General features: G+C 72.1%; 6 protein-coding genes. All 6 read right to left on the bottom strand.

The features are described 5' to 3' along the window. The coding region (locus ABZ479_RS37260; protein ID WP_500465693.1) for a flavodoxin-dependent (E)-4-hydroxy-3-methylbut-2-enyl-diphosphate synthase at window positions 1–587 on the bottom strand (587 nt) is incomplete at its 3' end. Between the two features lie 7 nt (window positions 588–594). Then, window positions 595–1,623 (bottom strand): adenosyl-hopene transferase HpnH, encoded by a 1,029-nt coding sequence (gene hpnH / locus ABZ479_RS37255; RefSeq protein WP_500465692.1) that lies wholly within the window; start codon window positions 1,621–1,623, stop codon window positions 595–597. Window positions 1,624–1,628: 5 nt separating this feature from the next. Further along, window positions 1,629–2,231: a phosphorylase family protein gene (locus tag ABZ479_RS37250; protein ID WP_499604293.1), complete on the bottom strand. Its 603-nt coding sequence runs from the start codon at window positions 2,229–2,231 to the stop codon at window positions 1,629–1,631. Further along, window positions 2,231–4,255: a squalene--hopene cyclase gene (gene shc, locus ABZ479_RS37245; RefSeq protein WP_500465691.1), complete on the bottom strand. Its 2,025-nt coding sequence runs from the start codon at window positions 4,253–4,255 to the stop codon at window positions 2,231–2,233. Before shc ends, ABZ479_RS37250 begins: the two co-directional genes overlap by 1 nt. Before the next feature lie 98 nt (window positions 4,256–4,353). Next, window positions 4,354–5,475, bottom strand: coding sequence for a polyprenyl synthetase family protein (locus ABZ479_RS37240; protein ID WP_500465690.1), 1,122 nt, complete (start codon window positions 5,473–5,475; stop codon window positions 4,354–4,356). Continuing rightward, window positions 5,472–6,917, bottom strand: coding sequence for a hydroxysqualene dehydroxylase HpnE (gene hpnE / locus ABZ479_RS37235; RefSeq protein ID WP_500465689.1), 1,446 nt, complete (start codon window positions 6,915–6,917; stop codon window positions 5,472–5,474). The genes ABZ479_RS37240 and hpnE overlap by 4 nt, the downstream gene beginning before the upstream one ends. Window positions 6,918–7,053 lie beyond the last annotated feature (136 nt).

Below are 7,053 nucleotides of genomic sequence, written 5' to 3'. Positions count from 1 at the left end.
TGCTTCACCGAGATCTTGATGTCCCGGAAGCCGTGCTCCTCGAACAGCGAGCACTCCCACAGCGCCGACTCCACCAGCGCCTCGGGGGTGGCCTTCCCGTACTTCTCCAGCAGCCGCCGGTCCAGCGACCCGGCGTTCACACCGATCCGGATCGGCACACCCGCCCCGGAGGCCGCCCTGGCGATCTCCTTCACCTTGTCGTCGAACTGCCGGATGTTGCCCGGATTCACCCGCACCGCCGCACACCCCGCGTCGATCGCCGCGAACACGTACTTCGGCTGGAAGTGGATGTCCGCGATCACCGGGATCTGCGACTTCCGCGCGATCTGCGGCAGCGCGTCGGCGTCGTCCTGCGAGGGACAGGCCACCCGGACGATCTGGCAGCCGGACGCCGTCAGTTCGGCGATCTGCTGCAGGGTCGCGTTGACGTCGGCGGTGAGCGTCGTCGTCATGGACTGGACCGAGACGGGGGCGTCGCCGCCCACCGCCACCGGCCCGACCTGGATGCGCCGCGAACGGCGGCGCTCCGCGAGCGGCCGGGCCGGTACGGAGGGCAGGCCGAGCGCAACGGGCTCGACAGCTGTCATCGCGACGTCACTTCCCGCGGTTGCCCGTGACGGTCTCCCGGGTGGCCCTGATGGACTCCTTGAGGGAGGTCATCGTGGCCAGGACGGCGGTCGGCTCGTAGCCGCAGTGCGCCATGCAGTTGGCGCAGCGCGGGTCCTTGCCGCGGCCGTACTTGCTCCAGTCGGTGTCCTCGACGAGCTCCTTGTACGTGGTCACGTATCCGTCGCTCATGAGGTAGCAGGGGCGCTGCCAGCCGAACAGGGAGTAGTTGGGGATCGCCCAGGCGGTGCAGGGGAAGTCGACCTTCCCCTCGAGGAAGTCCAGGAAGAGGGGGCTGTGGTTGAGCCGCCACTTCTTCCGGTTGCCCCCGGAGAAGGCCTTCTTGAACAATTCGCGGGTCTGTTCCACGCCCAGGAAGTGCTCCTGGTCGGGAGCCTTCTCGTAGGCGTACGCCGGCGAGATCATCATCTCGTCGACGTGCAGGTCGTCATTGAGGAAGTTGAGCACCTCGATGACCGTCTGCGGGGTGTCGGTGTTGAAGAAGGTCGAATTGGTGGTGACCCGGAAACCGCGCCGCTTGGCCTCCTTGATCGCCTCCACCGCCTCGTCGAACACGCCTTCCTTCGCGACCGACTCGTCGTGCCGCTCGCGCAGTCCGTCGATGTGCACGGCGAAGGCGAAGTACGGCGAGGGGGTGAACTTCTCCATCTTCTTGCGCAGCAGCATGGCGTTGGTGCAGAGGAAGACGTACTTCTTCTTCGCCACCAGCTGCCGCACGATCTCGTCGATCTGCGGGTGCATCAGGGGTTCGCCGCCGGCGATCGACACCATCGGCGCGCCCGATTCCAGGACGGCTCCCACCGCCTGGGCCACCGGCATGCGCTGCTTCAGCACGCCCGCCGGGTGCTGGATCTTCCCGCACCCCTCGCATTTCAGGTTGCACGCGAAGAGTGGCTCGAGTTCGACGATGAGCGGGAACTTCTCACGCCTGCGGAGCATTTTCTGTTCGAAGAGATAGGTGCCGACCCTGATGGACTGTCGGAGCGGCATGGCCATCTAGCTCACCTCCAGGGGAGCGCAGTAGAGCGGTGCCAATCGAGAAAGGCAGGAAGAAGGTCCCTCAGCACGCGGAAGGCCTTGATCCCCGTGCGGAGCGTGCCGACCCGCACGAGCTCGAACTCGGGCGTGTCGACGACCACACGGGCCGCGGCGACCGGGCGTGGACCCCGGGCGAGCGCGGCCCGCATCATCGCCGCCGACTCCATGTCGACGGCAACGGCACCGGTGGCCCGGAGCGCCGCCCGCTCCGGGCCCCGTACGACGTGGTCCGACTCCGCGAGCCGGCCCACGTGCACGGTGTGTCCCGCCGCCTTGAGGGCGGCGGCGAGTGATTCCCCGTCGTGCGGCTCGTCGGCGACGACCACGTCGCCGGGCCGCATGCCGGGGGCCAGCCCGGCGCAGAAGCCGGTCGTGAGGACCGCCGCACGGTCGAGGGCGGGGTCGCGCAGCGCGGCGGTGACGGCGCGTTCCGCGGCCTGCGGCCCCATGCCCGTGCGGACGAAGGCGACCGGGCCGGCGGCGTGGCTGCGGTCGCCGCCGCGCAGGGCGAACCGTTCCACCCGCAGCGCGCAGACGATGAGCAGAGGTGGGCCGGAAGGCCCCATCAGGCCCCCTTCCGTAGCCCGCCGAACGGCTCGCCGCGCACGTAGCGCCCGAGGGCGGTGAGCGGGAAGACCATCCGGTAGAGGTGGTAGTTGATGGAGAAGTCCCTGGGGAAGCCGGTGCCGGTGAAGTACGGCTCGTCCCAGGACCCGTCCTCCTTCTGGGTCCGGGCCAGCCAGTGCACCCCGCGCCGCACCGCCTCGCCGTCGCGTTCCCCGGCCGCCAGCAGCGCCAGCAGCGCCCAGGCCGTCTGGGAGGCGGTGGACTCGCCCCGCCCGATCCACTCGTCGAAGGAGTACGAGCGCAGGTCCTCGCCCCAGCCCCCGTCCTCGTTCTGCACGGTCTCCAGCCACGCCACGGCCCGCCGGATCGCGGGGTGGCCCGCCGGGAGGCCGGCCGCCACGAGGGCCGGGACCACCGATCCGGTGCCGTAGATGTAGTTGACGCCCCAGCGGCCGAACCAGGCGCCGTTGCGCTCCTGTTCGGCGAGCAGCCAGTCGATCCCGCGCCGGGTGTGCGGGGCGTGCTCCAGGCCGAGGGCGGCCAGCATCTCGACCACGTGGGCCGTGACGTCGGCCGACGGCGGGTCGATGACCTCGCCGAAGTCGCAGAAGGGCAGCCGGTTGGGGAAGGCGCTGGTGTTGTCGGCGTCGAAGGCGCCCCAGGCGCCGTTCTTCGACTGCATCCCGACGTTCCAGCGCACCCCGCGGTCGACCGAGGCCTTCATCCGTTCCGGGTCCGGGTGGTCGACCCTGAGCAGGGCGAGGACGACCTCCGCGGTGTCGTCGATGTCGGGGTAGGTGTCGTTCTGGAACTCGAACGCCCAGCCGCCGGAGGGCAGCCCCGGCCGCTGCACGGCCCAGTCGCCGGACTTGGTGATCTGCTCCCCCAGCATCCACTCCGCCGCCTTGACCAGGGCCGGGTCGTCGGCGGGCACGCCCGCGTCGGCCAGCGCGATGGTGGCCAGGCAGGTGTCCCAGACCGGGGACTGGCACGCCTCGATCATCCGCGTGTCCTTGTCCGGCCATACCGCGAACTCGTCCAGCGCCTTGAGCCCGGCGCGCAGCACGGGGTGGTCGAGGTCGTAGCCGAGCAGGTGGAGCGCGATGACGGAGTACACGGCGGGCGGCTGGATGCCGCCGAAGCAGCCGTCGTTCTCCTGGCGTTCGATGATCCAGCGCGCCGCCGAACGCATCGCGGCCCGCCGCAGCGGGCGCACGCTGACCTTGCGGTAGGCGTGCAGGGCCCGGTCGACCCGCTGGAAGAACCCGTCCCAGCTGGACAGCGGCGCCAGGGGGAGGGACGGGTTGGGCCGCGCGGGGTCGGTGTGCAGCTCGTCGAGGACGAACGGGGCGGGCCGTACCGGCCGGTGGGCGGCCACGATGGTCAGCGGCACGATGGTCTGCCGGGCCCAGCTGGCGAAGGAGTAGATGTTGAGCGGGACCCACTTGGGCAGGTAGATGAGCTCGGGCGGCAGTTCCGGCAGGTCCTCCCAGCGCCACCAGCCGAAGAGCGCGAGCCAGATCCGGGTGAAGACCCGTGCGCGGGCGATGCCGCCGCGCTCGCGGACGTGGGCCGCCGCGGCGGCCATCCACGGCTCCTCCGGGGCGTCGCCGGCGAGCCGCAGCGCGACGTAGGCCTCGACGGTGGCCGACAGGTCCGCGGGGCCGCCGTGGAAGGTGGGCCAGGCCCCGTCCTCGCGCTGCTGGGACCTGATCCAGCGGGCGGCGGCCTCGGTGACCCTCTCGTCCTGGATGCCGAGGAACTGACGGAGCAGCAGGTCCTCGGCGTCCATCGTGACGTTGGTCTCGAGGTCGCCCTTCCACCAGCCGTCAGGATGCTGACGGGCCAGCAGGTGGCCGGTGGCCCGGCGCGCGGCCTCCGCCGCGAGCTCCTCGGTCCGGCCGGTGAGGCCGGGCCCGGCGCCTGACGCCGGTTCCGGGATCGCGCCCGCGGTCTTCGTTCTGGCCGAGGGTGTCCCGCGGGCCGCCTCGCCCCCGGGACCGCCGTCGGTCGTCGCTGTCATGGCTTCCCCTTTGCACAGTCGTTCTGTCTGCGGTGTTGGGGCTGCCGTCGGCCGTCACGCGCGCCCGGCCGGCGACGTACTGCGCTCCAGTTGTGTCGTTACTTCTCGCGAACCACCACGAAATCCGCCAGGCCCACGAGCTTACGGTGAACTTCTCCCGGCATGTCCATTTTGTCGAGTGCGGCGATGGCGGTGGCGTACTGCCGGCGGGCTTCCCGCGAGGTCCACTCCCGGCCGCCGGCCTCCTCGATCAACGCCGCGCGCGTCGCGAACTCTTCCTCGTCGAAGGACTCGATGTCATTACGGTCGGAGGAATCCGCGGCCTTCGCGTCCGCGGCGAGGAGTTCGGCCAGGCGCTGCGAGGCGGAGCCTCCCGCGGCCAGCGCCGCGACCACCGGGAGGGACTTCTTGCGCTGGCGCAGGTCGCTCCAGGTCTGCTTGCCGGTGGCGGCCGGGTCGCCCCAGATGCCGAGCAGGTCGTCGATGGCCTGGAAGGCCAGGCCGAGGTGGTAACCGTACTCCTCCAGGGCGTCGGCGTCGGCCTCGGAGGCCCCGCCGAGCACCGCCCCGATGGAGGAGGCGCAGGCCAGGAGGGCGCCGGTCTTGTTGCCCTCCATCTCCAGGCACTCATCGACGGTGACCCGCTCGCGGTGCTCGAAGGAGATGTCCTGGGCCTGACCGTCGATCAGCTTCCGGGTGGCGGTGGTGATCCGGCGGGTGGCCCGGCCGGCCTCGACGGTGCCCTGCTCCAGCAGGATCTCGTTGGCGAGGGCGAAGAGCGCGTCGCCGACCAGGATGGCCTGGGCGGGGCCGTGCACCTTCCACACGGTGTCGCGGTGGCGGCGCTGCTCGTCACCGTCCATCAGGTCGTCGTGCAGCAGCGAGAAGTTGTGCACCAGTTCCACGGCGACCGCGCCGGGGACGCCCACCTCGGGGGCGGCGCCCGCCGCCTCGGCGGACAGCAGTGCGAGTGCGGGACGTACGGCCTTGCCGCTGTCGCCGTGGGTCGGGTTGCCCGCGGCGTCGATCCATCCGAAGTGGTAGGCGGCGACGGTGTCCATCGGGGGTGCGAGGCGGTCCACGGCGGCGCGCAGCACCGGCGTGGACAGCTCCCGGCCGCGCTCCAGGAGCGCGGTCACGGTCCCTCTGTCGACGCCCGCGGTCATCTGCTCGTTGCCAGCGGTCACATTCTCTCCTCTGGTTGCACTGGTCATGCTCATACCGGCTCCAGGCCTTCGATTGCGAAGGTACGTGGGTCGAAGGGATGGCGGAGGGCGGTCAAAGCTGCTCGGGAGGCCTGCAAACCGCTGCGGACCGCGCTTTCCATCGTCGCGGGCCAGCCGGTGGCGGTCCACGCGCCGGCGAGCCAGACGCCTTCCGCCCGGGTGCGGGAACCCGGGCGGAGGGCGCCGACACCGGGGGCGGGCGCGAAGGTCGCGGTCCGTTCCCTGGTGACGAAGAAGTCCAGTACGGCGGCTTCGCGCGCGGCCGGGAGCAGGCGCTCCAGCTCCGGCAGGTAGCGCTCCCGCAGCTCGGCCACGGGGAGGTCGATCTCCTCCTGGGCCGCCGACTGGGACAGGGCGACGTACTGGCCGCCGCCGGTCAGGCCGGAGTGCTCCGTGCGGTCGAAGACCCACTGCACGGGGCTGCCGAGGGCGGCGAAGAAGGGCTGCCGCATGACCTGGCGGTCGTACACCACGTGGACGTTGAGGATCGGCGCGGTGCCGATGCGCAGCAGCGCGTCCGGGTCGGCAAGGGCGCCGGCGGGCAGCAGGCCGTGGGCCTCCTGCTGCGGCACCGCGAGGACGACGGCGTCGGCGGTGAAGCGTTCGGCGCGCCCCGGTCCGGTCTCGGCCTCGACCTCCCAGACCGGGCCGTCGTCGCCGCGGCCGCCGCCGCCGGACCGTACCGGCTCGGGCGCGTCCGTGCGGGTGAGCGAGGTGACGCGGGCGCGCAGCAGGGTGCGCACGCCCGCCTTGTCCAGGGCGGTGCGGGCACGGTCGTCGTGCAGTTCGCCGAGCGGCCGGGCGGCCCAGCCGATGTCCGCGGCGCCCGGTGCGGAGAGCAGACCGGTCTTGAAGACCTTGGCGGCCAGGGCCAGTGACGCCTCGCCCGCCGTGGCGTTGAGCGTGGCCACGCCGACCAGGTCCCACAGCGCCTCGACGGTCCGGTCCGACTGGCCGTGCTCGCGCAGCCAGGTACCGAAGTCCACGTCGTCGAGCGCCGGGTCGGCGGGGTCGAGCGAGCGCAGCGCGAGCGCGGCCCGCCCGACGGACGCCCGCTCGGCCAGGGACAGGTGCGGGTAGGTGGCCAGGCTCGCGGCGAGGTGCAGCGGTACGGGCAGGCCCGCGCGACGCAGCCGGCCGAGCCGGGGCCGCGGGGTCGCGACGTCCAGCACGGGCACGTCGAGCCGGTCCTGGAGGGTGACCAGGTCGGCCGCGTCGATGCGGTCGAGGAACCGCAGGTAGGCGACGCAGCAGCGCAGGAAGACGTGCTGGCCGTTGTCGACCGTCAGGTCACCGCGGCGGAAGGAGAACGCGAGCCCGCCGAGCCGGGGCCGGGCCTCGAGCAGGGTGACGCGCAGCCCGGCGTCGGCCAGTGCCAGTGCCGCCGTCGTGCCCGCGAGCCCGCCGCCGATCACGACGGCCGTCCGCTCAGCCATGAGTCCTCCCCCGGGTGCCGCCGTGCGAGGCACGGCGCACCATTGCCGACAGTGACGCCTCCGGCACGGCGGCGGTTGCCTCACGGCGGCGGAAAACGCCGGTTTTCCGCGACGCTGCCGCTACCGTGCCGGTTGC

The organism is Streptomyces sp. NPDC005722 (assembly GCF_040630935.1).
Lineage (GTDB): Bacteria > Actinomycetota > Actinomycetes > Streptomycetales > Streptomycetaceae > Actinacidiphila.
This window is presented reverse-complemented; position numbering and strand designations above follow the sequence as displayed.

What these genes read in the sequence shown, in the direction of transcription:
- hpnH (WP_500465692.1), bottom strand. Translation starts at nt 1,623, where the DNA reads ATGGCCATGCCGCTCCGACAGTCCATCAGGGTCGGCACCTATCTCTTC.
- ABZ479_RS37250 (WP_499604293.1), bottom strand. Translation starts at nt 2,231, where the DNA reads ATGGGGCCTTCCGGCCCACCTCTGCTCATCGTCTGCGCGCTGCGGGTG.
- shc (WP_500465691.1), bottom strand. Translation starts at nt 4,255, where the DNA reads ATGACAGCGACGACCGACGGCGGTCCCGGGGGCGAGGCGGCCCGCGGG.
- ABZ479_RS37240 (WP_500465690.1), bottom strand. Translation starts at nt 5,475, where the DNA reads ATGAGCATGACCAGTGCAACCAGAGGAGAGAATGTGACCGCTGGCAAC.
- hpnE (WP_500465689.1), bottom strand. Translation starts at nt 6,917, where the DNA reads ATGGCTGAGCGGACGGCCGTCGTGATCGGCGGCGGGCTCGCGGGCACG.